The 25,518-nt window shown below is 55.6% G+C and carries 25 protein-coding genes and 1 tRNA gene; 9 read left to right on the top strand and 17 right to left on the bottom strand.

Annotated features, from left to right (window positions below):
- The first annotated feature begins 18 nt into the window (after nt 1-18).
- Both KGFNPO_RS01930 and KGFNPO_RS01925 read left to right on the top strand, forming a co-directional pair.
- Nucleotides 19-948 (top strand): polyprenyl synthetase family protein, encoded by a 930-nt coding sequence (locus tag KGFNPO_RS01930; RefSeq protein WP_472634546.1) that lies wholly within the window; start codon nt 19-21, stop codon nt 946-948.
- A 29-nt stretch (nt 949-977) separates the two neighbouring features.
- A tRNA-Pro gene (locus tag KGFNPO_RS01925) sits at nt 978-1,054 on the top strand.
- Between the two features lie 109 nt (nt 1,055-1,163).
- Here KGFNPO_RS01925 and KGFNPO_RS01920 read toward each other — a convergent pair.
- Nucleotides 1,164-2,531 (bottom strand): sodium-dependent transporter, encoded by a 1,368-nt coding sequence (locus KGFNPO_RS01920; RefSeq protein ID WP_472632847.1) that lies wholly within the window; start codon nt 2,529-2,531, stop codon nt 1,164-1,166.
- Between the two features lie 327 nt (nt 2,532-2,858).
- Here KGFNPO_RS01920 and groES point away from each other — a divergent pair, with 327 nt between their 5' ends.
- From groES to KGFNPO_RS01895, 5 genes are all read left to right on the top strand, one after another.
- On the top strand, nt 2,859-3,149 hold the full coding sequence (gene groES / locus KGFNPO_RS01915) for a co-chaperone GroES (protein WP_472632846.1): 291 nt from the start codon (nt 2,859-2,861) through the stop codon (nt 3,147-3,149).
- Nucleotides 3,150-3,253: 104 nt separating this feature from the next.
- Nucleotides 3,254-4,909, top strand: coding sequence for a chaperonin GroEL (gene groL / locus KGFNPO_RS01910; protein ID WP_472614507.1), 1,656 nt, complete (start codon nt 3,254-3,256; stop codon nt 4,907-4,909).
- A gap of 292 nt (nt 4,910-5,201) precedes the next feature.
- Nucleotides 5,202-6,251, top strand: a complete 1,050-nt coding sequence (locus tag KGFNPO_RS01905; RefSeq protein ID WP_472632845.1) for a methionine ABC transporter ATP-binding protein — start codon at nt 5,202-5,204, stop codon at nt 6,249-6,251.
- A complete protein-coding gene (locus KGFNPO_RS01900) occupies nt 6,241-6,894 on the top strand; it encodes a methionine ABC transporter permease (RefSeq protein ID WP_472632844.1) in 654 nt (217 codons plus the stop codon). Before KGFNPO_RS01905 ends, KGFNPO_RS01900 begins: the two co-directional genes overlap by 11 nt.
- Nucleotides 6,895-6,931: 37 nt before the next feature.
- The gene (locus tag KGFNPO_RS01895) at nt 6,932-7,732 is read left to right on the top strand and encodes a MetQ/NlpA family ABC transporter substrate-binding protein (protein WP_472632843.1); all 801 of its coding nucleotides are present in this window, start codon (nt 6,932-6,934) and stop codon (nt 7,730-7,732) included.
- An 86-nt stretch (nt 7,733-7,818) separates the two neighbouring features.
- On the opposite strand, the gene KGFNPO_RS01890 is transcribed toward KGFNPO_RS01895, so the two are convergent.
- The 3 genes from KGFNPO_RS01890 to KGFNPO_RS01880 form a co-directional block, all read right to left on the bottom strand.
- Nucleotides 7,819-8,610, bottom strand: a complete 792-nt coding sequence (locus tag KGFNPO_RS01890; RefSeq protein ID WP_472632842.1) for an enoyl-CoA hydratase — start codon at nt 8,608-8,610, stop codon at nt 7,819-7,821.
- A gap of 119 nt (nt 8,611-8,729) precedes the next feature.
- Complete coding sequence (ylqF, locus tag KGFNPO_RS01885; RefSeq protein WP_472632841.1) at nt 8,730-9,659, bottom strand: ribosome biogenesis GTPase YlqF; 930 nt, start codon at nt 9,657-9,659, stop codon at nt 8,730-8,732.
- A gap of 57 nt (nt 9,660-9,716) precedes the next feature.
- A complete protein-coding gene (locus KGFNPO_RS01880; RefSeq protein WP_472634545.1) occupies nt 9,717-10,664 on the bottom strand; it encodes a histone deacetylase family protein in 948 nt (315 codons plus the stop codon).
- Nucleotides 10,665-10,923: 259 nt separating this feature from the next.
- On the opposite strand from KGFNPO_RS01880, the gene mltB reads away from it, so the two are divergent.
- On the top strand, nt 10,924-12,042 hold the full coding sequence (mltB, locus tag KGFNPO_RS01875) for a lytic murein transglycosylase B (protein ID WP_472632840.1): 1,119 nt from the start codon (nt 10,924-10,926) through the stop codon (nt 12,040-12,042).
- Between the two features lie 515 nt (nt 12,043-12,557).
- Nucleotides 12,558-12,881, top strand: coding sequence for a hypothetical protein (locus KGFNPO_RS01870; RefSeq protein ID WP_472632839.1), 324 nt, complete (start codon nt 12,558-12,560; stop codon nt 12,879-12,881).
- A gap of 71 nt (nt 12,882-12,952) precedes the next feature.
- Here KGFNPO_RS01870 and cysM read toward each other — a convergent pair whose 3' ends face one another.
- The 13 genes from cysM to pheA all read right to left on the bottom strand — a co-directional run bounded on the left by cysM (nt 12,953) and on the right by pheA (nt 25,467).
- The gene (cysM, locus tag KGFNPO_RS01865; protein WP_472632838.1) at nt 12,953-13,855 is read right to left on the bottom strand and encodes a cysteine synthase CysM; all 903 of its coding nucleotides are present in this window, start codon (nt 13,853-13,855) and stop codon (nt 12,953-12,955) included.
- Nucleotides 13,856-13,995: 140 nt separating this feature from the next.
- Complete coding sequence (locus KGFNPO_RS01860; RefSeq protein WP_472632837.1) at nt 13,996-14,496, bottom strand: ComEA family DNA-binding protein; 501 nt, start codon at nt 14,494-14,496, stop codon at nt 13,996-13,998.
- 72 nt (nt 14,497-14,568) lie between these two features.
- The gene (gene rfaE1, locus KGFNPO_RS01855; protein WP_472632836.1) at nt 14,569-15,492 is read right to left on the bottom strand and encodes a D-glycero-beta-D-manno-heptose-7-phosphate kinase; all 924 of its coding nucleotides are present in this window, start codon (nt 15,490-15,492) and stop codon (nt 14,569-14,571) included.
- Nucleotides 15,489-15,686: a hypothetical protein gene (locus KGFNPO_RS01850; RefSeq protein ID WP_472632835.1), complete on the bottom strand. Its 198-nt coding sequence runs from the start codon at nt 15,684-15,686 to the stop codon at nt 15,489-15,491. Before KGFNPO_RS01850 ends, rfaE1 begins: the two co-directional genes overlap by 4 nt.
- 257 nt (nt 15,687-15,943) lie before the next feature.
- Nucleotides 15,944-17,119, bottom strand: a complete 1,176-nt coding sequence (gene lapB, locus KGFNPO_RS01845; RefSeq protein WP_472632834.1) for a lipopolysaccharide assembly protein LapB — start codon at nt 17,117-17,119, stop codon at nt 15,944-15,946.
- Nucleotides 17,120-17,242: 123 nt separating this feature from the next.
- Nucleotides 17,243-17,557 (bottom strand): LapA family protein, encoded by a 315-nt coding sequence (locus tag KGFNPO_RS01840; protein ID WP_472632833.1) that lies wholly within the window; start codon nt 17,555-17,557, stop codon nt 17,243-17,245.
- A gap of 121 nt (nt 17,558-17,678) precedes the next feature.
- Nucleotides 17,679-17,984, bottom strand: a complete 306-nt coding sequence (locus KGFNPO_RS01835; protein ID WP_472614493.1) for an integration host factor subunit beta — start codon at nt 17,982-17,984, stop codon at nt 17,679-17,681.
- 14 nt (nt 17,985-17,998) lie between these two features.
- A complete protein-coding gene (gene rpsA, locus KGFNPO_RS01830; protein ID WP_472634544.1) occupies nt 17,999-19,708 on the bottom strand; it encodes a 30S ribosomal protein S1 in 1,710 nt (569 codons plus the stop codon).
- Nucleotides 19,709-19,890: 182 nt separating this feature from the next.
- Nucleotides 19,891-20,559 carry a (d)CMP kinase gene (cmk, locus tag KGFNPO_RS01825; RefSeq protein ID WP_472632832.1) on the bottom strand — a complete coding sequence of 223 codons (669 nt, stop codon included), beginning with the start codon at nt 20,557-20,559 and terminating at the stop codon, nt 19,891-19,893.
- 117 nt (nt 20,560-20,676) lie between these two features.
- Nucleotides 20,677-22,110: a 3-phosphoshikimate 1-carboxyvinyltransferase gene (locus tag KGFNPO_RS01820; protein ID WP_472632831.1), complete on the bottom strand. Its 1,434-nt coding sequence runs from the start codon at nt 22,108-22,110 to the stop codon at nt 20,677-20,679.
- 8 nt (nt 22,111-22,118) lie between these two features.
- Nucleotides 22,119-23,033, bottom strand: a complete 915-nt coding sequence (locus KGFNPO_RS01815; protein WP_472632830.1) for a prephenate dehydrogenase — start codon at nt 23,031-23,033, stop codon at nt 22,119-22,121.
- Between the two features lie 205 nt (nt 23,034-23,238).
- Entirely contained in the window at nt 23,239-24,369 is a 1,131-nt protein-coding gene (gene hisC, locus KGFNPO_RS01810; protein ID WP_472632829.1) for a histidinol-phosphate transaminase, read from the bottom strand.
- 24 nt (nt 24,370-24,393) lie between these two features.
- Nucleotides 24,394-25,467 carry a prephenate dehydratase gene (gene pheA / locus KGFNPO_RS01805; RefSeq protein ID WP_472632828.1) on the bottom strand — a complete coding sequence of 358 codons (1,074 nt, stop codon included), beginning with the start codon at nt 25,465-25,467 and terminating at the stop codon, nt 24,394-24,396.
- Nucleotides 25,468-25,518: the final 51 nt, after the last annotated feature.

Genomic DNA, 25,518 nt, shown 5'->3' with positions numbered 1-25,518 from the left:
CCATCCATCAGCGCCGACATGGACGCCGTCAACCGCGTGATCCGCACGCGCCTGCATTCCGATGTCCCGCTCATCAACCAGATTGCGCAGTACATCATCGGCGCCGGCGGCAAGCGCATCCGCCCGCAACTGGTCTTGCTGGTCGCTAATGCCTACGGCTATACCGGCACGCACCACCACGAACTCGCTGCCGTGGTCGAACTAATCCACACCGCCACCTTGCTGCACGACGATGTGGTGGATGAATCCTCGATGCGGCGCGGGCGCAAAACTGCCAATGCGCTATTCGGCAATGCGGCCTCTGTATTAGTAGGCGACTTCCTGCATTCGCGTGCTTTCCAGATGATGGTCGCAATCGACGATATTCAGGTCATGCGCATTCTGGCCGATGCCACCAACGTGCTGGCCGAGGGTGAAGTACTGCAATTGCTTAATATGCATGATTCGGACCTGACAGAAGAGCGCTATTTGCAGGTCATTCGTTCCAAGACGGCCAAATTATTCGAGGCGGCAGCGCAACTCGGGGCGCGCGTCGCTGGCACTTCAGAAGACGCCATTGAAGCCGCTGCCGAATACGGCCGCTGCCTCGGTACCGCCTTCCAGTTGATCGACGACGTGCTGGACTACTCCGGCAACGCTGCCGAAATCGGCAAGAATGTCGGCGACGACCTGCGCGAAGGCAAGCCGACGCTACCGTTAATTTATCTGATGCAACATGGCACGCCGACACAACGCGAACTGGTGCGCGCCTGCATCGAAAACGGCGATGAGCAGCATTTTGACCAAATACTGGCGGCCATCACTACCTCCGGCGCACTCGACTACACCACCAGTCAGGCGCAGCAGGCCGCCGGCAGAGCGGCAGCGGCTGTGACGCACTTGCCTGATAATCGATTCAAGGATTCCTTGCTAGAATTGTGCAGCTTTGCAGTCAAACGCAATCACTGAAATAGCAAAGATTGCGCCTGCATCGCAGTCGGGGTGTAGCTTAGTCCGGTAGAGCGCTACGTTCGGGACGTAGAGGCCGGAGGTTCGAATCCTCTCACCCCGACCAGGATTCGCCCTATAAGCAAAAATCTAGCGCCATTTTTCTTCCCTAAAAAAATCACGCGTCGCACATTCCGTGTCACTCGACATGTTCGCGGGCTCCCGCCAAAAAACAACTAGAAAATACCCAACCCTTTGAGCATCACGACCAGGATCAGCAGCGGCGAGACATAACGCAGCAGGAAGAAAACAGTGCGCACTAATCTTTGGTTATGCAACTGACCACGATTGGAAAGCGCCTGACTGAACTTGTCAAAGCCCCAAAACCAGCCGACAAAGATGGCGATGGCGATGCCACCTGCCGGCAGGATGATGTTGGATGAGAGAAAGTCAAACAAATCAAACATGTTGTGGCCGAACGGCTTGAAGTCGGCCAGCAGGCTGTTGGTCAGTGCCGCGCCTGACGCCGGCAACGCCAGTAGCGCAAGAGTCAGCAGGGTCGCTTTCGAGCGCGACAAGCTAAAACGCTCGTGAAGAATAACCACCGGCACTTCCAGCAAAGAAAGCATGGCGCCGGTTGCCGCTACGGCAGTCAGAACGAAGAAAACCACCATCAGAATTTGCCCCATCGGAATCTGGGAAAACACCGCTGGAATGGTAATGAATACCAGTGCCGGCCCCGCTGCCGGCGTGAAGCCAAAGGTAAATACCGCAGGGAAAATTGCAATGCCGGCCAGCATCGAGACGCACAGATCGGCACTCATCACACGAAAAGTCGTCACCGGTATATTCTGATCGTCGCGGAAATAGCTGCCATAGGTCATCATGGTTCCCATCCCAATCGACAGCTTGAAAAACGCCAGTCCCATTGCTGTGAGTACTACGGAAGTCGTGATTTTGCTGAAGTCGGGATTGAACAGGAATGCCAGACCTTCAGTGGCCTTGTCCAAGGACAGGCTGACCGCGCAGAGCAATAACAACAACAGAAAGAGCAGCGGCATCAGCCTCTTGGTCAGCGCTTCAATGCCTTTGGTCACGCCCAGCAGCAGAATGCCGCCCATGAGAGACAGCACGCCCCACTGCCAGAACACCGATTGCCAGGGATCGCTGATCAGCGCGCCAAAGGCAGCCTCGGTTATGTTCCGGTCGCTACTCAGGATGGAGCCGCCGATTGCCTTGAACACATAGGCGAAGACCCAGGCCACCACTTCGGAATAGAAAGACAGAATCAGGAAGGCGGCCAGCATGCCAAAAGCGCCGATCAGCCACCAGGGTTGCCCCTTGGATGCCAGCGTTTGCAAGGCGGTAATCGGATTTGCCTTGGCTTGACGCCCCAGGGTAATCTCGGCAATCATCACCGGCAGCCCGATAAACAGGGTCGCCAGCAAGTAGACCAGCAAGAAGCCTGCGCCGCCATTGGCGCCAGTCAGATAGGGAAATTTCCAGATATTGCCCAGACCGACAGCAGAACCGAGGGTGGCTGCCAGCACACCAAAACTGGAAGTGAAGCCGTCCCGCTTCACGCTGTAACTGCGTTGCCCCATGACATTTCTTCTTCCATTGCTGACGCCTGGATGGCGAAAGGGCCGGATTGTAGCACTTTGCCGGCACTAGAAAATCAGGTATGCGAAAGGACAAACAGGAGGAAAAGTGGATCAGAAAGATAATTTACAACTGTTATTTTTGACGTCTTGAAAAAGCCGATAAGCCCCCATATAATTAGCACTCGCTAGGGGAGAGTGCTAACAAGTTCTCCTGGCCTTAAAATTTTGCGGCAAAGCCTGTTTCCAGTACAAGGCTGCGCAGTAAGAATGCTTTGTGGCAGAAATGCCGCAAAAAAACAACAACCTATTGAATACTAAGGAGTTTTTATGAATCTTCGTCCTTTGCATGACCGCGTTATCGTAAAACGTCTGGATCAGGAAACAAAAACAGCATCCGGCATCGTTCTGCCTGAAACAGCTGCTGAAAAACCGGATCAAGGTGAAATTCTGGCAATAGGCAACGGCAAAATTCTGGAAAACGGTTCAGTTCGTGCCTTGGCTGTAAAAGTCGGCGATCGCGTTTTGTTCGGCAAATACTCTGGCCAGACGGTCAAGGTTGACGGCGACGAATTGCTGGTCATGCGCGAAGAAGACATCATGGCTGTCGTTGAAAAGTAATCAACACACCATCCGTCAGGCATCAATCATTTAGTCACATCACATTCTCAGGCTGGCAAGCTTTCAAGCAGTGCCCGCCCCGAAAATCAGTTTAGGAGATTCACATGGCAGCTAAAGACGTAGTATTTGGCGATTCAGCCCGTTCCAAGATGGTCGAAGGCGTCAACATTCTCGCCAACGCAGTTAAAGTTACCCTGGGCCCTAAAGGCCGCAACGTCGTAATCGAACGCTCATACGGCGCGCCAACCATCACCAAAGATGGTGTATCGGTAGCCAAGGAAATCGAACTCAAAGACAAGCTCATGAACATGGGCGCGCAGATGGTAAAAGAAGTTGCATCCCGCACCAGCGACAACGCTGGCGACGGTACAACTACTGCAACCGTATTGACCCAGGCCATCGTGCGCGAAGGCATGAAGTACGTTGCTGCCGGCATGAACCCAATGGACTTGAAGCGCGGTATCGACAAGGCAGTTGCAGCAACTATCGTTGAACTGGCAAAAATCGCCAAGCCATGCACCACTACCAAAGAAATCGCCCAAGTCGGTTCGATCTCTGCCAACAGCGATGCATCCATCGGCGAGCGTATCGCTGAAGCGATGGACAAGGTCGGCAAAGAAGGCGTGATCACTGTTGAAGACGGCAAATCCTTGAACGACGAACTCGATATCGTTGAAGGTATGCAGTTTGACCGTGGCTATCTGTCACCGTATTTCATCAACAATCCGGAAAAACAAGTTGTATTGCTGGAAGATCCATTCATCCTGCTGTGCGACAAGAAAATCTCCAACATCCGCGACCTGCTGCCGATTCTGGAACAAGTCGCCAAGGCTGGCCGTCCACTGCTGATCATCGCAGAAGACGTCGAAGGCGAAGCGCTGGCAACTCTGGTGGTCAACAACATTCGCGGCATCCTGAAAACCTGCGCAGTTAAAGCGCCAGGCTTCGGTGATCGTCGCAAAGCAATGCTGGAAGACATCGCAATCCTGACCGGTGGTCAAGTTGTTGCTGAAGAAGTTGGCATGACACTGGAAAAAGTTACGCTGGAAGAATTGGGCCAAGCCAAGCGGATAGAAATCGGCAAGGAAAACACCATCGTTATCGACGGTGCGGGCCAGCATGCTGCAATCGAAGCACGCGTCAAGCAAGTACGCGTACAAATCGAAGAAGCGACTTCCGACTACGACCGTGAAAAGCTGCAAGAACGCGTTGCCAAATTGGCAGGCGGTGTTGCTGTGATCAAGGTTGGCGCTGCTACCGAAGTCGAAATGAAAGAGAAAAAAGCCCGCGTTGAAGATGCATTGCACGCAACTCGTGCTGCAGTCGAAGAAGGCATTGTTCCTGGCGGCGGTGTTGCACTGTTGCGCGCTCGCGCCAACATCAAGGTCACTGGTGACAATCCTGACCAGGAAGCTGGCATCAAGATCGTTATGCGCGCAATGGAAGAACCGCTGCGCATGATCGTCCAAAACGCCGGCGAAGAAGCTTCGGTTGTAGTTGCTAAGGTATTGGCTGGCACAGGTAACTTCGGTTACAACGCGGCTAACGGTACTTACGGCGACATGGTTGAAATGGGCGTGCTGGATCCAGCAAAGGTAACCCGTTCAGCTCTGCAAAACGCAGCGTCGATCGCTTCCCTGATGTTGACTACAGACTGCATGATCGCTGAGTCGGCTGATGACAAAGCAGCTGGCGGCATGCCTGATATGGGCGGCATGGGTGGTATGGGCGGCATGGGTGGTATGGGCGGCATGATGTAATAACCGTTTTCGGTTATTAGATACAAGCAGATACAAGCAAGCTAAACTGCTGCTAACGAAAAAACCCGCTCGGCGCAAACCGAGCGGGTTTTTTCATGGGGTAGCAAGGCGCGATTCCAATCCGGATGCGGGATAGCGAAATATACCGAAAAGTAATATCGACATACAATACAAATCGTTTCGCTTATAAAGCGGCTCCCGTAGAATTACTCCCTTGAGAAAAAATACAGCGACAGAGTGTCGATCACGATACAGTCTGTCGCTTTTTTATTTGCAGAAATACACGATTCAGATGATAGAACTACAAGCAATCCACCAGCGCTTCAAAGGCGCAAGCGGCGACGTCGATGCGGTACGCGACGTCAGCCTGTCGATTCGCAAAGGCGAGATTTTCGGCATCATCGGCCGCAGCGGCGCCGGCAAAAGCTCGCTGGTGCGCACCATTAACTTGTTGAACCGTCCGACCTCGGGCCGGGTGTTGGTCGATGGCCGCGACCTGACTAGCCTGGATGCAAAAGAATTACGCACTGCACGGCATGACATCGGCATGATTTTTCAGCATTTCAATTTGCTGACGTCGCGCACCGTGTACGACAACGTCGCCCTGCCGCTGGAACTGGCCGGCCTGTCAAAAGCCGAAATCCATAAAAAAGTCATGCCGCTATTGGAACTGGTGGGCCTGACCGAATTGAAACAGCGCTATCCGGCCCATATCAGCGGCGGCCAAAAGCAGCGCGTCGGCATTGCGCGCGCGCTGGCGAATGACCCGACCATATTATTGTCGGACGAAGCCACCTCGGCGCTGGACCCGGAAACCACCCGCGCCATCCTTGAACTACTGCGCCGCATCAACCGCGAGCTTGGCCTGACGATTGTGCTTATCACGCACCAGATGGAAGTCATCAAGGTCATCTGCGACCGCGTCGCCGTGATGGAAGCCGGACAAATCATCGAACAAGGCGCAGTCATCGACGTTTTTCGCGAACCCAAACATGACGTCACCAAAGCCTTGATCGGCGATGTGATTGCACAGGAATTGCCAGAAGGCGTGCTGCAGCGGGTACGCGCCAAGCTGGCGCAAACCCAGGCCGGCAGCGGCCAGGATCATTTGTTCCGGTTTGCATTTTCCGGCGCCAGCGTGGACCAGCCGCTGCTGTCGGAAGCGATTCGCCGCTACGGCATGGATTTCACCATCCTGCACGGTCAGATCGACGAGATCCAGGGCCAGGCATTCGGCTCGCTGGCGGTACTGGCCAGCGGCGCTGCAGACGATATCACTGCAGCAATAACCTACCTGCGCGCGCAAGGTGTAATCGTTGAGGAGTTAAATCATGTCATCTGAATTGTTCGATTTATTCATTTCTTCCTTTGGCGAAACGCTGGTGATGGTCGCGGTTTCCGGAATTCTGGGAGCGCTGCTCGGTGTGCCGCTCGGCATCGCGCTGCACCTGACCGACCGCAAGGGCATATTGCCCAATCCGATTTTCAATCGCGTGGCTGGGTTGCTGGTCAACGCGGTGCGTTCGACGCCGTTCATCATTTTGCTGGTGGCGGTGATTCCGCTGACGCGCTTTTTCGTCGGCTCTTCGATCGGCACTGCAGCGGCGATTGTGCCGCTGACGCTGGCATCGGCGCCCTTTGTCGCCCGCCTGGTGGAAACCGCGCTGCGCGAAGTCGATCCCGGCCTGATCGAGGCGGCGCAGGCGATGGGCGCCACCACCTCCCAAATCGTCTTCAAGGTGCTGGTGCCGGAAGCGTTTGCCGGCATCGTGGCCGGTCTGACCATCACCTTCATCAGCCTGGTCGGTTATTCGGCAATGGCTGGGGCGATTGGCGGCGGCGGCCTGGGCGACCTCGGGATTCGCTACGGCTATCAACGCTTCCTGCCGGAGGTAATGCTGGCAGTGGTGCTGATTTTGATCGTATTCGTACAAATTGTGCAATCGCTGGGCGACCTGCTGGTGCGCCGGCTGAGTCATCGTTAGTTTTTTTAATACCGTCTTAATATCCAAAAGGAACATCATGCAACGTCGTCATATCTTAAAATTTTTTAGCGGGCTAAGTCTGCTTGCCAGCATCGCCATCGCGCCGGCACAGGCACAGGACAAACCGATCAAGATCGGCGTAACCGGCGGCCCACACGCGGAGATCATGGAAGTCGTGAAGAAAATCGCCGCAAAAGATGGCTTGAAAATTCAAGTCGTCGAGTTCAGCGATTACATTCAACCGAACGCCGCGCTGGCTTCCGGCGATCTCGATGCCAACAGCTTTCAGCACCTGCCTTACCTGGAAGCGCAAATCAAGGATCGCGGCTACAAGTTCGCCAATGTCGGCTATACCATCACCGAACCGATGGGCGTGTACTCGAAAAACGTGAAATCGCTGGCCAACCTGAAACCGGGTGCCCGGGTTGGCGTACCGAACGATCCTACCAATGGCGGCCGCGCGTTGTTGCTGCTGCAAGCGCAGGGATTGTTCAAGCTGAAAGCCAGTGCCGGCCTGAGCGCGACCCCGCTCGATATCGCCAGTAATCCGAAAAAAATCAAGATTGTCGAACTCGATGCAGCGCAATTGCCGCGCTCGCTGGCCGACCTCGACGCGGCCGTCATCAACGGCAATTATGCCGAACAGGCCGGGCTAAACCCGGGCACTGACTCCATTGCCATCGAAGGCCCGAAAGGCCCGTACGCCAACGTGATCGCAGTGCGCGATCAAGACAAGGCCAAGCCGTGGGTGGCGAAGCTGCTCAAGGCGTACCACAGCCCGGAAGTCAAACAGTTCGTGCTGAAGCAATACAAGAACTCGGTCATCGTGTCCTGGTAAATCAGGACGAGTAAGCACGCAATAAAAAACGGGAGAGATGCAATATCTCTCCCGTTTTTTTATTGCATCTGGGTTGTTCACCATCCTCACCACTGCGGCGCGCGTTTTTCGATGAACGCTTGCACCCCTTCCAGTGCCGCTGCATCCATCATGTTGCAAGCCATGGTTTGGCCGGCCAACTGATACGCGGCATCAATTCCCATTTCCAATTGCTGGTAAAACAGTTGCTTGCCCATCGCGACCGCGACTGCGGGTTTGCTCAGGATGCTGGCAGTCAGCGCGGCGACTTCGGCATCGAGCTGTTCCGGTGCCGCCACCCGATTGACCAGGCCGCGCGCCATTGCGGTCTGGGCGTCGATGAAGTCACCGGTCAGCAGCATTTCCATGGCCTGCTTGCGCGAGACGTTGCGCGACAGTGCAACCGATGGCGTGGCGCAAAACAGGCCGAAATTGATGCCCGACACCGCGAACCGGGCCGTGCTGGAAGCCACCGCCAGATCGCACATGGCGACCAACTGGCAGCCGGCTGCGGTAGCGATGCCCTGCACCCGCGCAATCACCGGTTGCGGCATTTGCTGGATGGTCAGCATCAGCTTGCTGCATTGCGTGAACAGGGTTTGGTAATAAGCCAGTTCGGGCGTGGCGCGCATCTGTTTGAGGTCGTGTCCGGCGCAGAACGCGCGGCCTTCGGCCGCCAGCACCACCACCCGCACGGTGGCGTCTTGGGCAACCGCATCCAGTTCGGCCTGCAGTGCGTCCATCATCTGTTCCGATAGCGCATTGAATTGCGCCGCACGGTTCAAGGTCAGGGTAGCAATGCCGCCGCTGCGGCTGTGCAATACCATCGGAAGCGCTTGATCTGTTGCTGACTGGTCCATTTTGTCTCCGTCTTTATTATGTTGATGTATTTATATACTATTCCGCGTATTATTCAATACCGCAATGAATACATGCGGGGAAAGCATGGTTTTTAGCCATACTCCCACGTTATATTTAATTACTTTGGCTCTTCTTCGATATCCTCAGGCGGCATTATCTGCTGCGACAAGCCCAGCAACACTGGCGGCACATAGCTCGCGAGCAACGCGGCGCGGCTGTCTGGCGTCTCCAGGCTGATGCGGCCCAGCGCGCCGGTACGGTAATCCTGCAGCAGGGTATTGGCGGCTTTTTCGAAATCCCAGTCGCCGCCTTTCAGGCGGTAACCGCGCCGCAGCGCAACGCCTTCGACTACGCTGACCGCATCCATGCCTTCGGTTTTCATGTTGTAACGGGTTGCCAACAATTGCGGATAGCGCTGCAGCAGAATCTCGGCCAGGAAAGTGGCGATTTCTTCCTCGATCAAGGCGTTGACGCCGATCGCGTGGCTGGCGGCCAGCATCAGGCCGTCGGTCGGATGGGCGATTTTCGGCCACAACAAGCCGGGCGTATCGATCAGGATCATGTTCTTGTTCAGGTACAAGCGCTGTTGCACCTTGGTCACCGCCGGCTCGTCGCCAACCTTGGCCACGCGTCTTTTGAGCAAGGCGTTCATCAGTGTCGATTTGCCGACGTTCGGGATGCCCATGATCATCATCCGCAGCGCCTTGGTCGGCACGCCGCGATGCGGCGCCTGCTCCAGGCATAAGGCGGGGATTTTCAAGACATCGGACGGTTTTTTGCAGGACAGCGCAACCGCGCGCACGTTTTTCTGGCTGTTGTAAAAAGCCAGCCAGGCTTGCGTTGCTACCGGGTCGGCCAGATCGCTCTTGTTCAGGATTTTCAGGCAAGGGCGCTGCCGGAACAGGCGCAACTCTTCGACCATCGGATTGCAACTGGCTTGCGGGATGCGGGCATCGAGCACTTCGATGACCAGATCGGTAGCTTCCATGGTTTCCGCAGCTTTCTTGCGGGCGGCGTTCATGTGGCCGGGGAACCATTGTATCGACATGCGGAATCAATTCTTGCGGGATAAAACGCTATTGTACGGAGTTGTGGCGCGCACCATCTAAAATCCGTCCAGCCCGGCCAGCACCTGCAAATGCGCGACCACGCTGCGCCCCAGCGCAGACAGGTTGTAACCGCCTTCGAGGCAACTGACGATGCGCCCGCCTGCATGCAGTCTGGCGACATCCATGACCTGTTGGGTAATCCATGCGAAATCGGCTTCGACCAGATCCATCTGACCAATATCATCTTCCCGGTGGGCATCGAAACCAGCCGAAATAAAGATCATTTGCGGCCGGTATGCGTGCAGCGCCGGCAACCATTTTTCGGTAATTTGCTGACGCACCACTGCGCCTCCGGTGTAAGCCGGCAGCGCGATGTTGATCGCATTCGTGATGCTGCGGTCGGTCCCGCTGTATGGATACAGCGGATGCTGGAAGAAACTCGCCATCAACACCTTGGGCTCGTTGGCGAACGCTTCCTCGGTGCCGTTGCCATGATGGACATCGAAATCGACGATGGCCACCCGTTGCAGTCCATGCACTTCCAGCGCGTGCCGCACCGCGATGGCGACGTTATTGAACAGGCAAAAACCCATCGACTCCGTCGGCCGCGCATGGTGACCGGGCGGGCGGATCGAGCAGAAGGCGTTTTCAATTTCGCCTTTGATGACGGCGTCGGTGGCCGCCACAGCAGCGCCGGCAGCGCCCAGCGCCGCTTTCCAGCTGAAGGCATTGAGCGAAGTATCGCCATCCAGCGGGTAATAGCTGGCCTGGCCGCTGTGTGCCTGTGGCACGTTGTCGCGCACCCGAGCAATGGTCGCCGGCGTATGGACGCGGGCGATTTCAGCCAGATCGGCGGCCGGCGCCTGGCGATACTCCAGATAGGCGCCAAGCCGGCTGGAAATCAACTGATCTTCAATCGCCTGCAGCCGAGCCGGCGACTCCGGATGCCAACTGCCCATTTCATGGAGCATGCAATCGGGATGGGTATAAAAAGCTGTCGTCATGGATGCATGATCGCCCACTGCTGCGGGCATGACCTTCTTGAATTAAATCGGGTTGAAATCATTGACAGATAAATTGCAACAAGCGGCAAAAAGCGGCTGAAAGCCGTCCAACACAACCGACGCTAACGCAAACCCGTCATACCGCATACACTCACTATCTTACGCTTCCAAACTGGGCCGCATGTTTCCCCAACTCCAGGCAGTCGCCTGACGACTCTGTAGCAGCCGTCACCTCAGAACCACAACTCACTTTCGCACAATGTCGATAAAATTTCCCAAAACACCGCAGCGTCCGACTTTCCTTTCCACCCTGCCCTTGTTGCTCGCACTGGGATTGGGTCCGCACACCGTAGCGCAGGCAGACCAAGCGGGCGCCGCGCGTAAGCTCGCCTTTATGCAAGAAAACCAGGGGGAATTCGTCAATTTTGGACAGTGGCAAGAAGTCGCAAGCTTCATTGATAAAATGGTTGAAAAACATCATTTCGACAAGGTTAAATTGCAAGCAATCCTGGTCCAAGTGGAATATTCCGAAACCGCAATCCAACTGATGAAACCGGCGCCACCAGGGCGTCCAAAGAACTGGCAAGCCTACCGCGCACGCTTCGTGGAACCGATACGCGTCAATGCCGGCGTGCAATTCTGGAACGACTACGCCAGCGATCTGGAGCGTGCCGAAATACAATACGGCGTTCCGGCTGAAATCATCGTCGGCATCATCGGCGTGGAAACCGTATTTGGCCGCAACACGGGGAATTTTCGCGTGCTCGATGCGCTGACCACCCTCGCCTTCGACTACCCGAATACCCCGACACGCATGGCAAGAATGGAGTTCTTCCGCGGCGAACTTGAAAATGTCCTGCTATACGCGCGCGAATCCGGCATCGATCCATGGTCCCTGACCGGATCGTACGCAGGAGCGATAGGCTGGCCGCAATTCATGCCCAGCAGTATTCGCGCCTATGCGGTTGATTTCGACCAGGACGGCAAGATCGATTTACACAATTCGCCAGCAGATGCAATTGGCAGTGTGGCCCATTTCCTGACGATGCATGGATGGAGACGCGGCTATCCTATCGTTTTCCCTGCGACCATCCCGCCATCGGACGACCATGACAAGCTCTGGGCATCATTCCTCGGCCAGGGCCTGGAGGCAAAATATACGTTCGATGCATTGGCAAGCGCAGGCGTAGTGCCAAGTCCGCATGCACCAACCGATTTACTATACGGTCTGGTCGATTTGCAAAACGGTATCGAAGCGGCCGAATACTGGTTGGGTACCGACAATTTTTTCGCCATCACCCTATATAACCGCAGCTTCTTTTACGCGATGTCGGTCATCGAACTTGGCCGCACAATCAACGCCATGCGCACCCGATAGTTACGTAGTCCTTAGCGTCATTCAGGATATTGCGCATACTTAATGCAATGTTGACAACAATCAACTTGAATTATTATTAATCTGACAAAATATTTCTTGAGTGGAGGGAATTTTTATATTTTTTAATAGTCTGACACTTGTTTTACAGATATTTCTCTCGAAATGAGATTACTATCACGTTCATTTTTGCCGTACGGCATTAATTGTTGGCGCATCAAAGCAATTGCAATTGGGGATTTTTATTGCTGCATTATTTTTAGAGCAATAAATTTAACCAGGTATTTCAAAGCATCGCATCGTTATGCGTGATACTTGTATTACTGTAGAAGCAACTATAAGAGCATCAAAAACAATGGGTACAGCCTATCTATCTGGATCTAAGAATTTGTTTTTAAATGTAAATTTGCTTACGGTCTTAACCATTTCACGGTATTACTACACCGCGATGCATGAATAAGCAGATTCTTTGTTGCGCTTCCATCTCCATAAAATTTAAAAAATGAAAGACCAAGATCATGAGCACTCAAACAGACAATGACACCGGTAGCACCGCGCTTATGGACCAATTTGAATACAATCCGAACCGTCTCCTGGATACGCTGATCGAAAAACTGCATCTGAAAAACGATGCTGCACTTTCCAGGGCGCTGGAAGTTGCACCACCTGTCATCAGCAAGATTCGTCACCGCAGATTGCCGGTCGGCGCGTCGCTCCTGATCCGGATGCACGAAGTGAGTGATTTGAGCATCCGCGATCTGCGTTACCTGATGGGCGATCGTCGCAACAAGTTCAGGATCAGCGACAAGCAGTTCAAGCCAAAAGAAACGGCAGCAGCATAATCCACGGCCGCGCGTAGTGGAATGCATTTGATCGCAGGACTGACGTCTTATCAGTTCTGCGACCGGGAAGTTCAGGCGGGAAAAATCCCGGTTGAGAGATAGCGGTCACCGCGATCGCATACAATAAAAACGATGGTTGCATTCTCCACTGTTTGAGAAACCCGTAGCGCAACTTCGCAAGCACCAGCAGCGGAGATGCCGCAGAATATCCCCTCTTCGACCGCTAGCCGTCTAGCCATGTGTTCCGATGCAGCCTGGCTTACCGATTCAATCTGGTCGACTCTGGACTTGTCATAGATTTTTGGCAGATAGGCTTCCGGCCATTTACGGATGCCGGGAATCTGCGAGCCCTCTTCCGGCTGTGCACCAATAATTCGCACTGCGCCGTTTTGTTCTTTCAAATACTGCGACACGCCCATGATGGTGCCGGTGGTACCCATCGCACTCACAAAATGCGTCACGCGTCCATTAGTGTCGCGCCATATTTCGGGCCCGGTAGTTTCATAATGCGCGCGCGGGTTGTCCGGATTGGAAAACTGGTCAAGGATAATGCCCTTGCCGTCTTTCTGCATCTGCAGCGCCAGATCCCTGGCATATTCCATGCCGCCGATCTTGGGCGTGAGCACCAATTGCGCGCCATAAGCAGACATGCTTTGACGCCGTTCCATGCTGAGATTTTCCGGCATCAGTAAAACCATCTTGTAGCCGCGGAGGGCAGCCACCATCGCAAGCGCAATGCCGGTATTGCCGCTGGTGGCTTCAATCAGGGTGTCGCCAGGCTTGATCTCGCCGCGTTCTTCGGCGCGCATTATCATCGACAAGGCAGCCCGATCCTTGACCGAGCCGGCCGGATTATTGCCTTCCATCTTGCCGAGGATAACGTTATTTCTACTGGCAGTATCAGCGCCCGCAATCCGTTTCAGTTCAACCAAAGGGGTATTGCCTATCGTGTTTTCTATTGTCTGATAACGCATGATGTCCGGTCTGTCTGATTAACAAAGCTGTATTTTAGTCCGAGTCAAGCCAGTACGCGCTGACTGCTCGCCAAATCGTGCGGCAATAAAAAACCCCGCAACTTGCGCATGCGGGGCTTGAGAGGGAATCTGCGGTTAATTTAATATTTAGATGGTGCAGCTTCCGGCTTGGCTTTCTTATCCTTGCTGGCCGGGGCCGGTGTACTTGGCATCGCTTGTTCCGATGCTGCAGCCTTCGGCTCCGGAGTGGCGGCCTTCACCTTTTTATCTGTCTTGGCAGTTGCAGACGCTTTGGCGGGAGCATTCGGCCTGTTCTTGCCATTGATGGTCAGACCCGCTTCTGACAGTTTGGCGGAATTTTTGTCGCCAATACCTTTGACCCGTTTTTCAAAATCTGGCCAATCCTTGAAGTCGCCGCCCTTCTTGCGCTCCTCAATAATGGTTTTGGATTTGGCTGGTCCAATACCTTTAATGCCGTCCAATGCCGCCTGATCTGCCTTGTTGACGTCGACTTGTGCGAATGCAAATCCCATAGTTGCGATTAAAGCGAGCACACCCAGCAATAATTTTTTGAACATTTCATTCCTCTTTAATAGGTTGATGATTGTTAAAACAGTCGAAATAGCACTGGCGAAATGCACTCGCAAGTGGCATTGCAGACTATACAACAAGTCGATTAAGAAATAGCAAATGGATCACACCAGCCGTCGATTTTAATCCTGCAATTCATCCAGGGAAACGGTGGCAGTGCCCAGTTTCCCCACCACGATGCCGCCGGCACGATTGGCGTAGGACACCGCCTGCGCCAGCGGCAGCCCAGCGCCCAGCATCACGGCCAGCGTGGCGATTACTGTGTCTCCGGCTCCCGAGACGTCATACACTTCGCGCGTCACTGCTGGCACATGCGACACGCCCTGCGCCGAATACAGCGTCATGCCTTCTTCGGAACGGGTCAGCAACAGCGCCTCCAGTTGCAGCCCGGTACGCAGTTGCTGGGCTTTCGCAGTCAGCTCGGCCTCGCTGTGCCAGGCGCCAACGATGGCGCGGAACTCTGCCTTGTTGGGAGTCAATATCGAAGCCCCGGCATAGCAGCTGAAATCCTCTCCCTTCGGATCGACCAGAACCATTTTGCCGGCCTGCCGCGCCAACCGAATCATGGCGGCCACATTGACCAAGCCACCCTTGGCATAATCGGACAACACCACCACATCGTAATCCGGCAGCAGGGCATCGAACTGGGCCAGTTTATCGCGCAACGCGTGATCGGCCGGCGCTTGCTCGAAATCGATCCGCAGCAATTGCTGCTGGCGGCCGATCACGCGCAATTTGATGATGGTCGAAGTAGCAGCGTCGCGCTGCAGGTAGTTGCGAATTGTGGATGCATCCAGCAGGCGTGCAATCGCGTCGCCCGCTTCGTCCTGTCCCACCACGCCCAGCAAACCGGCGTGCGCACCCAAAGCAGATACATTACGGGCCACGTTGGCTGCGCCGCCCAGGCGCTCTTCGCTTTTCGCCACATGCACCACCGGCACCGGCGCTTCCGGCGATATCCGGTTGACGTCGCCGAACCAGTAACGGTCCAGCATCACATCGCCTGCCACCAAAATCCGTGTCGTATTCAGTGTCGGCAGTTTCATAGCGCATTTCCTTTGGCGGTCAGAACCGCGTGACAATTTCCGCCGGTCCCGGTGCGTGGATAGGAATCCCGCAGCTGCTCAGGATGGCAGCCTGGCCGGCAACCAGGCCCGGCAAAAACATTACTGCCGAGTCCGGTCAGGCAGGCTGCGGTGACCAAGCCAACATGGCCGGTGCCGATAATTGGTATTTTCATAAACTTAGCTGGTAGGTTTCAATCGGATGATGGATGGGTCCAGCCAGAAACGCGACGGCAAGCATTTTGTCGCGCCTACTTTTTACCATCATCATTTTTTGATTTCAAAAAAATATACTGCGTTATGTATTATTTTAAAGCCAATTAAATAAAGCGGGAACTTGGGTATTTTTTAATATACCCCGCAATAATAAACTACGATGGACTGAAAAAATTCTTCCGCAATGCATGCCAGCGCCAGTCAATTGCGCAGCAGCCTAATTCATCACGTTGAGTTCTTCGGTGCGGCGCGGCGGATACGTTTCCCAGAGATTGCAGCCGGGGCACTGCCAATAGAATTGGCGCGCCTTGAAACCGCAATGACTGCATTGATAACGCGCCAGCTTTTGCGCATAGCTGTGCACCAGGTGCTTGACCATCGATAGTTCGGGCCGGATTTCCGGCCTGGCATCCATCAGACGGGCATCGAGCAACTTGTCCAAACCGAGCAAGGTTGGTGTGCGGCGCAATTCATCGCTGGCCAGTTGCTTGGCGGCGTCCACCCCATGGAGTTCGAATACCGCCTTGAAAACCACTTCCAGCAAATCGATAGACGGCGCTTCGGCCAGATAAAACTTCAATAAATTGATGCCTTCCTCGGCCCGCCCGACACTGCGATAACCATCCATCAGGCGCTGCGCCGCCAGCGCCACATGCGGCACGCTCTGCTGCTCAACCCGGCGCCAGGCCAGCAATGCGCCTTCGAGGTCGCCCTTGGCCTGCGCCACGTCGCCGATCAGCAAAGTAGCACGCACGCTTTTGCGGTCGGCAGCCAGGGCTTTTTCCAGCAAGGCCAGCGCGGCATCCGGATGGGTATGCACCAACTCGTCCTGCGCCATTTCACAGTAGAACTGGGCGATTTCCTTTTGCAGTCCGCCGGCGCCGGATTGCTGCAATCCCTGCGCCGCTTCAATCGCGCGCGGCCATTCCTTTTCGCGCTGAAAAATTTCCAGCAAGGCGCGCTGCGCTTGCGCGCCGTAGGGGGTTTTCAGCAGTTGATTGAAGGTTTCTTCAGCCCGATCCAGCAAGCCCGCTTTCAGGTAATCCTGGCCCAACTCAAACAGTGCCTGCAAGCGATGTTCCTGCGGCAGATCCGGACGCGCCAGTAAATTTTGGTGTATGCGAATCGCTCTTTCGGTTTCGCCGCGGCGGCGAAACAGGCTGCCAAGCGCAAAATGCAGTTCAACCGTTTCCGGATCGAGTTTGACAATTTCAATGAATGCATCGATGGCCTTGTCCGGTTGCTCATTGAGCAGAAAATTCAAGCCCTTGAAATAGCCGCGGGGCAAACTGCGCGATTCCGATAACAATTGTTTGATATCCACGCGCGCTGCGATCCAACCCAGTCCGAAAAAAATCGGTATCCCGAGTAACCACCAAATTTCAAATTCCATGTAGGTTCAATCTTGTCATAACTTATTACGTTTTCACATCAATCGTGAACGCGAAGGCGCAATCCGCAGGCAGTACGCAGGTACGGCCACGCGAAGCCGTGCATGGTTGATATGGAAATGGAATCACCGCTCCAGCACACCATCCGGTTGCGGTGGCTGGCTGCGCGACAGATCACGCGCGGCGCCCTCTTTTTCCATTTTGGCGATAATTTTCTTGTGCCGGTTCAAATCGCGGCGCTGGCGCAATACCGTGGACATCATGGCCAGCACGCCAAAAATGGCGCCGCTGACGAAAAAAGCCAGCAGCATCAATACCAAAGGCGCCCGTATTTCATGACCCAAAAAGAATTGCAATGCGACTTCCTGCGTATTCTTGAGGGCGAATCCAAAAAAAACAATAAACAGCAGACCTGCAATTATTCTGAAAATGAGCTTCATTGCACGGCTCTCCAATACATGGCTGGCTGCGCGGGAATCGCGCAGCCAGCAAGACCATGCGAAATTGTACGTGAAAAAAAACGGCATCCGTAGATGCCGTTTCGATTTATCTGTAAATGACTCAGTCTTCCCTGATCGGCTGCCCCACCATCGCATCCACGCGTTCGCGCAATTGCTTGCCCGGCTTGAAGTGCGGCACCCGTTTTTCGGGCACCATCACCTGGTCGCCCGACTTCGGATTGCGCCCGATGCGCGGCGGCCGGCTATTCAGCGCAAAGCTGCCGAAACCCCGGATCTCGATGCGCTGACCAGTTGCCAGCGCATCGATCATTGCGTCCAGAATTGTTTTGACCGCGTAATCCGCATCCTTGGCTACCAGTTGCGAATAATGCTCGGCCAAACGGGCAATCAACTCCGACTTAGTCATTTACCGACCGACAATCAGTTCTTGTTATCGAACTTGGCCTTCAACAGTGCGCCCAGGCTAGTGGTGCCTGAAGCTGCATTGTTGTCGGTGGCGGCCATCTTGTGCATCGCTTCTTGTGTTTCGACATTGTCTTTTGCCTTGATCGACAATTGGATGCCACGCGCTTTGCGGTCGATGTTCAACACCATTGCTTCAACGGTGTCGCCAACTTTCAGGTGAGTACCGGCATCTTCAACGCGATCGCGCGAGATTTCGGAAGCCCGCAGATAGCCTTCGACTTCTTCGGACAACTGGATCACTGCGCCTTTAGGCTCGACCGATTTGACGGTACCTGTTACCAGGGCGCCCTTGTCGTTCATGGCAGCGAAGTTGTTGAATGGATCGCCTTCGAGTTGTTTAACGCCCAGGGAAACACGCTCGCGTTCGACATCGATCGCCAACACGATGGCTTCCAGTTCGTCGCCTTTCTTGAAGCGGCGCACTGCTTCTTCGCCGGTTTCAGTCCAGGACAAGTCGGACAAATGCACCAGACCGTCGATGTTGCCAGCCAAGCCGATGAATACGCCAAAGTCGGTGATCGATTTGATCGCGCCGCGGACTTTATCGCCCTTCTTGTGGGTGATTGCGAAATCATCCCAAGGATTGGACTTGCATTGCTTCATGCCGAGGCTGATGCGGCGACGCTCTTCGTCGATTTCCAACACCATGACTTCAACTTCATCGCCCAATTGGACAACTTTGTTTGGCGCCACGTTCTTGTTAGTCCAGTCCATTTCGGACACATGGACCAAACCTTCGATACCTTGCTCGACTTCAACGAATGCACCGTAGTCAGTCAGATTGGTAACTTTACCGAACAGGCGGGTGCTTTGTGGATAGCGACGTGACAGGCCAGTCCATGGATCGTCGCCCAATTGCTTGACGCCCAGCGAGACACGATTTTTTTCTTTGTCGTATTTCAGAATTTTGGCAGTGATTTCCTGACCCACTGTCAGCACTTCGGATGGATGACGCACACGACGCCATGCCAAGTCGGTGATGTGCAGCAAGCCATCGATGCCGCCCAGATCCACGAATGCGCCATAGTCGGTGATGTTCTTGACCACGCCGTTGACGATGGAGCCTTCTTGCAAGGTTTCCATCAATTTCTGACGCTCTTCGCCCATCGATGCTTCGATTACCGCACGGCGTGACAACACGACGTTGTTGCGTTTGCGATCAAGCTTGATGACCTTGAATTCGAGCGTTTTGCCTTCGAACGGGGTAGTGTCCTTGACTGGGCGGGTATCGACCAGCGAACCAGGCAGGAAAGCACGAATGCCGTTGGTCAGAACGGTCAGGCCGCCCTTAACCTTGCCATTAACCGTACCAATGACGATTTCGCCGGATTCCATCGCTTTTTCAAGCGCCAGCCACGAGGCCAGACGTTTCGCCTTGTCGCGCGACAGGATGGTGTCGCCAAAGCCATTTTCGAGCGATTCGATCGCAACCGAAACGAAGTCGCCAACCTTGACTTCGAGTTCGCCTTGATCGTTTTTGAATTCTTCAACAGGGATGAAGGCTTCGGATTTCAGGCCGGCGTTGACGATGACGAAATTATGGTCAAGGCGCACGACTTCAGCAGAAATCACTTCACCGGAACGCATGTCCTGACGGGACAACGATTCCTCAAACAGGGCGGCAAAACTTTCCATTCCTGTAGATTCGGTAGCGATGGGTGCCATTCCAGTAGATTCGATGGCGGTTGTAGCAGTAGTCATAGGTTTTTTACATGTTATCCAGCAGGGGACGCGACAGGCGACTTAAACTGGGTTAGGTTTATCAACACCGCACTGGACCATGTTATGTGTCATGTGCGGCAACAACGGCATTACAAAATTACAAAAAACAGGCCTTAGCGAACAAACTAAACATGCATTTGCGCATACCAGCGCAGCACTTGCGACACCGCCTGATCCGCGTTCAGTTCGGAAGTATCGAGCAAATATGCATCCTCGGCGGTCTTTAACGGGGCGGTAGCACGTTGCGCATCACGCCCATCACGCGCATTCAAATCCCGCAAAAGGTCGGTAATACTAGCAGAAAATCCCTTGTCAATCAATTGCTTATACCTTCTTTGCGCGCGCGCCTCGACGCTGGCGGTCAGGAATATCTTTAATGATGCATCCGGGAAAATGACGGTGCCCATGTCACGCCCATCGGCCACCAACCCGGGAGCCTGCCGAAATCCCAGTTGCAGGCCGGTCAGCGCCTGCCGTACTGCAGGCAGGACGGCGATTTTTGACGCGGCATTGCCGATATCCTCGGCCCGGATCGCGTCAGTGACGTCGACACCGGACAACTGCACCGCAGCGCCGTCGAAACTGCACGACAGCGCCGCTGCCAGCGCGGCGATTCGCTCTTGGTCCGACAGCGGCGTGTTGCTGCGCAGCGCGGACAGCGCGGTGAGCCGGTACAGCGCACCGGAATCCAGATAATGCCAGCCGAGTTGCTGCGCCACGCGCTGCGCGACAGTGCCTTTGCCGGAGGCGGTGGGGCCATCGATGGCAATCACGGGAACACGGATCTGATCCATTAAAATTCCTGACTTGGTTGGAGTATATGCAAAAATAGTGCTATTTCCGCACATAAACATGGCGACACTATTTATACTGGCTAGTATTGTTAATAATTCATAGAAACAACAGCCGCGTCAAAACAAATCATTACGCGCGATGCTGGCGAATGCTTCGAAATAATCGGGGAAGGTTTTGGCCACGCATTTGGGGTTGTTGATGCGCATTGCGGCACCGCTGCGGGCAGCGCCGCCCAGCGTCGCCAGCGCAAAGCACATCGCCATCCGATGGTCGTCGTAGGTATCGATGGTGGCGGCGCAAATCTGCGCCGGCGGCGTCACCCGCAAATAATCCGCGCCCTCTTCCACCAGTGCGCCGACCTTGCGCAATTCGGTCGCCATTGCCGCGATGCGGTCGGTTTCCTTGACCCGCCAGCTGCCGATATTGCGCAGCATGCTGGGTCCGTCGGCGTACAGTGCCGCGACTGCGATGGTCATCGCGGCGTCCGGTATGTGGTTGAAATCGGCGTCAATCGCCTTTAATACGCCATTCGATTGCGCTTCGATCCAGTTTTCGCCCATCGTGATAGTCGCGCCCATTTGCTGCAGCGCTTCGACAAAGCGCACATCACCCTGGATGCTGGCGCTGCCGACGCCTTCGACCCGCACCGGGCCGCCGGCAATCGCGCCCGCCGCCAGAAAATACGAAGCCGACGAGGCATCGCCTTCGACCTGAATCATGCCCGGGCTTCGGTAATGTTGCCCGGGGGCCACGGTAAACGATTGCCAGCCGTCGCGCTCAACTGCGACTCTTGGAGCAGTGAATGGACAGACAGCTAATTTATCCACAAACGGTTGCCAGCCGTCGCGCTCCACCACCACGCCAAAGCGCCGCATCAGGTTTAAGGTGATTTCGATATACGGCTTGGAAATCAGCTCGCCGATGACTTCGATGGTGAGCGCATGCTCGCGCGCGATGAAGGGCGACGCCATCAGCAATGCGGTCAGAAACTGGCTCGAAACGTTGCCGCGCACGCGCATGTGCCGGGCATCGATATGGCCGCGCTGGATATGCAAGGGCGGAAAGCCTGCGACGCCGGTGTAGACGATCCGGGCCCCGATCGCATTCAGCGCATCGACCAGGTCGCCGATCGGGCGTTCATGCATGCGCGCCACGCCGTGCAGCGTGTAATCGCCGCCGATCACGGCCAGTGCCGCGGTCAGCGGGCGAATCGCGGTGCCGGCATTGCCCATGAACAAATCGGCCTGATGCACCGGAGGATTGCCGTCGACGCCAAACACGGTGTAATTCTGCGTCGTGTCTTGCTGCTCCCAGCGCACTCCCAGCAGCCGCAGCGCGTTCAGCATCACGAAAGTATCGTCCGACGCCAGCAAATCCACTATCTGGGTGGTGCCGCCGGCCAGCGCCGCCAACAGCAAGGTGCGATTGGAAATGCTTTTGGAGCCGGGCAGGCGCACGGTGCCCTGCGCGCGCATCGCGGGCGCCAGATCGAGATGCTCCGGAAAAGGTTTCGGATGCTGCGCCTGAGTTTGGATGCTGGTGGGTTTCATGCTGCGCGTCATTGGTCGCCGCCTTCCTGATGGTGTTTTTCTGCCGCTTCAATCGATATTTCCCAGCGTTGCCGGGCTTGCTGCGCGTTGGCAAAGATCGCTTCCAGCGCGCCACCGTCGCCGCTTGCCAGCGCGCTGCGCAACTGCGTCAATTGCAGCATATAGTCATCCAGCTCGCCCAGCAGCGCGGTCTGATTGGCCAGTGCGATATCGCGCCACATTTCAGGCGAGGAGCCGGCAATCCGGGTGAAATCCCGAAAGCCGCTGGCCGCATACTGGAACAGCAAATCGGCATGCGGCTTGCGCGCAATATCATCGACCAGCGCATACGCCAGCAGATGCGGCAAGTGGCTGACCGAGGCAAACACGCGGTCGTGCTGCTCCGGCGTAAGCCGATGGATGATGGCGCCGCATTGCTGCCAGGCAGCGGCTACGCGGGCCACGTCGGCCGGCGCATTTTCAGGCAGCGGCGTCAGCACCACTTTCTTGCCGACATACAAATCGGCCAGCGCCGCTTCCGGTCCGTTCAGTGCGCGCCCGGCAATCGGATGACCCGGCACGAACCGTCCAATCTTGGCACCCAACGCACGGCGGGCGGAGGCCACCACATCGGTCTTGGTGCTGCCGGCGTCGGTGACGATGGTGCCGGTCTGCAAATGCGGCGCGATGGCGTCCAGAATCGCTTCGGTTTGCGCTACCGGCGCTGCGATCAATACCAGATCGGCATCCCGCAGGCAGATTGCCAGCGCGTCGGAATCAGAGCTGCTGGCGCTATCGATAATGCCGAGTTCAATCGCACGCGCCAGCGGCGCAGCAGTGCGGCCGACGCCGACAATCCGCGTTGCCGCAGCCGTCCTTTTGAGCGCCAGCGCAAAGGAGCCGCCGATCAGCCCGACACCGAAAATAACGATTTTTTTGAACAAGGGAATGACTCTAATGGTGAGGTTATGCCAACGAAGGAGCGCCGACGTTAGCGCTGACTTCTTTTTTCCGCATCTTTAGAATTACAAAAAAGCGGGAGTATGGCAAAAAATACCATACTTTCCGCATATAAATATTGCATCCTTAAAAAATACACTAAATAGTATATTTTCAGTCCGCAGCCCCGTGAAAGGCGCTAAAGCGCACTCAGACCGCTTTCACTTCCGCTTCGGTTTTCAGCACCGTGCGCAGCGCATCGATAAAGATCGCGTTTTCTTCCGGCAAGCCAACCGAGATGCGCAACCATTGCGACAAGCCGTAATTGGCGACCGGGCGCACGATCACACCCAGCTTCAGCAACTCCAGATTGATGCGGGCACCGGCATGGTCGTCAAGGCCGACCTTGACCAGCACGAAGTTGCCGAAGGACGGCACATATTGCAAGTCGATCGCATCGAAAAACGTTGTCAACTGCAGATAACCGGCGGAATTCAGGGCCGCGCTTTTTTGTAGAAATTGCGTATCGCCCAGCGCCGCAACAGCCGCCGCCTGCGCCAGCGAATTGACATTGAACGGTTGCCGGATGCGGTTGAGCAAATCGGTGACGGCCGGTTGTGCAATCCCGAACCCGACCCGCAAACCGGCCAGTCCGTACGCCTTTGAAAGCGTGCGCGACACCAGCAGATTCGGATAAGTCCTGACCCACTCGGTCGATTCGTATTGCAATTCCGGCGCCAGATATTCGTTATAGGCTTCGTCCAGCACCACCACCACCTGCGGCGGCACTATTTTCAGGAACGCCTCGATGGCTGCAGCAGGCAGGAAGGTGCCGGTCGGATTATTCGGGTTGGCGATATAGATCAGCTTGGTGTCGGGCGTAATCGCGTGCGCCATTGCCGCCAGATCGTGGCCGTAATCCTGGGCCGGCACCTCGATGGCACGCGCGCCCACCGCCTGGGTCGCCAGCGCGTAGACCAGAAACGCATACTGCGCATACATTATCGCCTGGCCCGGCTGCACGAAGGCGTGCGCTGCCAGTTCCAGAATGTCGTTGCTGCCGTTGCCGAGCGTGATCCACTCTTGCGGCACGCGGTATTTTGCGGTGATCGCCGCTTTCAGGTCGAAACCGTTGGCGTCCGGATAGCGACCGAGATCGGCTACCGCGCCCAGCATCGCCTGCCGGGCAGATTCCGGCATGCCGCGCGGATTTTCATTGGAGGCAAGCTTGACAATCGCGGCCTGGTCCAAACCGAATTCGCGCGCGACTTCCGCAATCGGCTTGCCGCTCTGGTAAGGGGCAATTGCACGCACATAATCAGGACCGTACTGTATCGACATCTTGGACTCCGGAGTTGAATGAAATTAAGCGCAAAAAGGATAAGAACCGAGCACCTTGAAAAAAGCGGCATTCTGTTTTAGTTCGGCCAAGGCCCGGGCCACCTTGTCGTCTTGCAGATGGCCCTCGATATCGACGTAGAAATAATATTCCCAGGTGCCCATGCGGGCCGGGCGCGATTCAAAGCGCGTCATCGATACGCCGTGCTTGGCCAGCGGCGCCAGCAAATTATAGACAGCGCCCGCCTTGTTGGGCACCGACAATACCAGCGAAGTTTGATCGCATCCACTCGGGCTAGTCTGCAAGCGGCCGATCACCGCGAAGCGGGTGCGATTGTGCGGATCGTCCTGGATATGCGCATTGACGATTTGCAAACCATATTGCTGACCTGCAATCTCGCTGGCGATGGCGGCCGTGCCGGGTTGTTCTGACGCCAGCCGCGCCGCTTCGCCATTGGAAGCGACTGCGTGGCGTTCGATGTTCGGATAATTCTGATTCAGCCACGCTTGGCACTGCGCCAGTGCTTGCGAATGGGCGCAAATCCGCAGCACGCCGTCCATCGTCCCGCTCAAGGACATCAGGCTGTGATGGACCGGAATCGACACCTCGCCGCTGATCAAAAGCGTGGTTTGCAGCAGCAAATCGAGGGTCCGGTTGATCGCGCCTTCGGATGAATTTTCCACCGGCACTACGCCAAAATCGGCGGTGCCGGCTTCCACCGCGCGAAACACTTCATCGATCGATGGGCACGGCAGGCCTTCCACCGCACGGCCGAATTGCTGATATACCGCCTGCTCGGTAAAGGTGCCGACCGGGCCGAGAAAGGCGACCGTGACCCGGTTCTCCAGCGCCCGGCAGGACGACATGATTTCGCGGAAGATGGTTTGTACGTCGGGGCCAAACAAGGGGCCGGGATTGCGTTCGGCGACCCGGCGCAGCACTTGCGCCTCGCGCTCGGGGCGAAATACCGGCGCATTGGTTTCGGCTTTCAGATGGCCGACTTGCTGCGCCAGGCGAGCCCGCTGATTCAGCAATTCCAGGATTTGCTGATCGATTGCATCGATTTGCACCCGCAAGGGCTGGAGTTTATCTTGGCTCATATTTTCTTTGTTATGCGGGCCGCGGGACGCTGCCACTATCCATTACGCGTC

The organism is Gelidimonas diazotrophica, assembly GCF_055694025.1.
The sequence above is the reverse complement of the archived record's forward strand: the minus strand, read 5'-3'. Positions and strand labels throughout refer to the sequence as shown.

Bases quoted from the DNA above. Each gene is read 5' to 3' on its own strand.
- KGFNPO_RS01930 (WP_472634546.1), top strand. From the start codon at position 19: ATGGACGCCGTCAACCGCGTGATCCGCACGCGCCTGCATTCCGATGTC.
- KGFNPO_RS01920 (WP_472632847.1), bottom strand. From the start codon at position 2,531: ATGGGGCAACGCAGTTACAGCGTGAAGCGGGACGGCTTCACTTCCAGT.
- groES (WP_472632846.1), top strand. From the start codon at position 2,859: ATGAATCTTCGTCCTTTGCATGACCGCGTTATCGTAAAACGTCTGGAT.
- groL (WP_472614507.1), top strand. From the start codon at position 3,254: ATGGCAGCTAAAGACGTAGTATTTGGCGATTCAGCCCGTTCCAAGATG.
- KGFNPO_RS01905 (WP_472632845.1), top strand. From the start codon at position 5,202: ATGATAGAACTACAAGCAATCCACCAGCGCTTCAAAGGCGCAAGCGGC.
- KGFNPO_RS01900 (WP_472632844.1), top strand. From the start codon at position 6,241: ATGTCATCTGAATTGTTCGATTTATTCATTTCTTCCTTTGGCGAAACG.
- KGFNPO_RS01895 (WP_472632843.1), top strand. From the start codon at position 6,932: ATGCAACGTCGTCATATCTTAAAATTTTTTAGCGGGCTAAGTCTGCTT.
- KGFNPO_RS01890 (WP_472632842.1), bottom strand. From the start codon at position 8,610: ATGGACCAGTCAGCAACAGATCAAGCGCTTCCGATGGTATTGCACAGC.
- ylqF (WP_472632841.1), bottom strand. From the start codon at position 9,659: ATGTCGATACAATGGTTCCCCGGCCACATGAACGCCGCCCGCAAGAAA.
- KGFNPO_RS01880 (WP_472634545.1), bottom strand. From the start codon at position 10,664: ATGACGACAGCTTTTTATACCCATCCCGATTGCATGCTCCATGAAATG.
- mltB (WP_472632840.1), top strand. From the start codon at position 10,924: ATGTCGATAAAATTTCCCAAAACACCGCAGCGTCCGACTTTCCTTTCC.
- KGFNPO_RS01870 (WP_472632839.1), top strand. From the start codon at position 12,558: ATGAGCACTCAAACAGACAATGACACCGGTAGCACCGCGCTTATGGAC.
- cysM (WP_472632838.1), bottom strand. From the start codon at position 13,855: ATGCGTTATCAGACAATAGAAAACACGATAGGCAATACCCCTTTGGTT.
- rfaE1 (WP_472632836.1), bottom strand. From the start codon at position 15,492: ATGAAACTGCCGACACTGAATACGACACGGATTTTGGTGGCAGGCGAT.
- KGFNPO_RS01850 (WP_472632835.1), bottom strand. From the start codon at position 15,686: ATGAAAATACCAATTATCGGCACCGGCCATGTTGGCTTGGTCACCGCA.
- lapB (WP_472632834.1), bottom strand. From the start codon at position 17,119: ATGGAATTTGAAATTTGGTGGTTACTCGGGATACCGATTTTTTTCGGA.
- KGFNPO_RS01840 (WP_472632833.1), bottom strand. From the start codon at position 17,557: ATGAAGCTCATTTTCAGAATAATTGCAGGTCTGCTGTTTATTGTTTTT.
- KGFNPO_RS01835 (WP_472614493.1), bottom strand. From the start codon at position 17,984: ATGACTAAGTCGGAGTTGATTGCCCGTTTGGCCGAGCATTATTCGCAA.
- rpsA (WP_472634544.1), bottom strand. From the start codon at position 19,708: ATGGCACCCATCGCTACCGAATCTACAGGAATGGAAAGTTTTGCCGCC.
- cmk (WP_472632832.1), bottom strand. From the start codon at position 20,559: ATGGATCAGATCCGTGTTCCCGTGATTGCCATCGATGGCCCCACCGCC.
- KGFNPO_RS01820 (WP_472632831.1), bottom strand. From the start codon at position 22,110: ATGAAACCCACCAGCATCCAAACTCAGGCGCAGCATCCGAAACCTTTT.
- hisC (WP_472632829.1), bottom strand. From the start codon at position 24,369: ATGTCGATACAGTACGGTCCTGATTATGTGCGTGCAATTGCCCCTTAC.
- pheA (WP_472632828.1), bottom strand. From the start codon at position 25,467: ATGAGCCAAGATAAACTCCAGCCCTTGCGGGTGCAAATCGATGCAATC.